At 65.7% G+C, this 440-nt stretch carries 1 protein-coding gene; it reads left to right on the top strand.

The window, feature by feature from the left end:
* Nucleotides 1-388, top strand: a 388-nt coding sequence (locus NJC10_RS11170) for an ABC transporter permease (protein ID WP_319076621.1), incomplete at its 5' end; no start/stop codon positions are given.
* Nucleotides 389-440 lie beyond the last annotated feature (52 nt).

The following is a 440-nucleotide window of genomic DNA, read 5'->3' as shown; positions in this document are numbered from 1 at the left end:
CCGTGTCTCGCGCCTCGTCCGCAGCGTGGTGCTGTCGCTGCGCGAGCAGCCCTATGTGGATGCGGCGGTCGCCTGCGGCACGCGCACGCCGATGATCATCCTGCGCCATATCCTGCCCAATACGCTCGCGCCGATGCTGGTGCAGGCGACCTATATCTGCGCCAGCGCGATGATCACCGAGGCGATCCTGTCCTTCATCGGTGCCGGCACGCCGCCCACCATTCCATCCTGGGGCAACATCATGGCCGAGGGCCGCGCGCTGTGGCAGGTCAAGCCCTATATCGTGTTCTTCCCGGCGGCGTTCCTCTCCGTCACCGTGCTTGCCGTGAATCTGCTCGGCGACGGCCTTCGCGATGCGCTCGATCCACGCATGGCCAAGAGCCTCTGATGGTGCGGGGCTGATCGCGATGGCATTGCTCGAAGTCGAAAACCTCCAGGCC

Origin of the sequence: Micrococcus sp. M4NT (assembly GCF_033790745.1) — a bacterium.
GTDB lineage: Bacteria > Actinomycetota > Actinomycetes > Actinomycetales > Micrococcaceae > Micrococcus.
The sequence above is the reverse complement of the archived record's forward strand: the minus strand, read 5'-3'. Positions and strand labels throughout refer to the sequence as shown.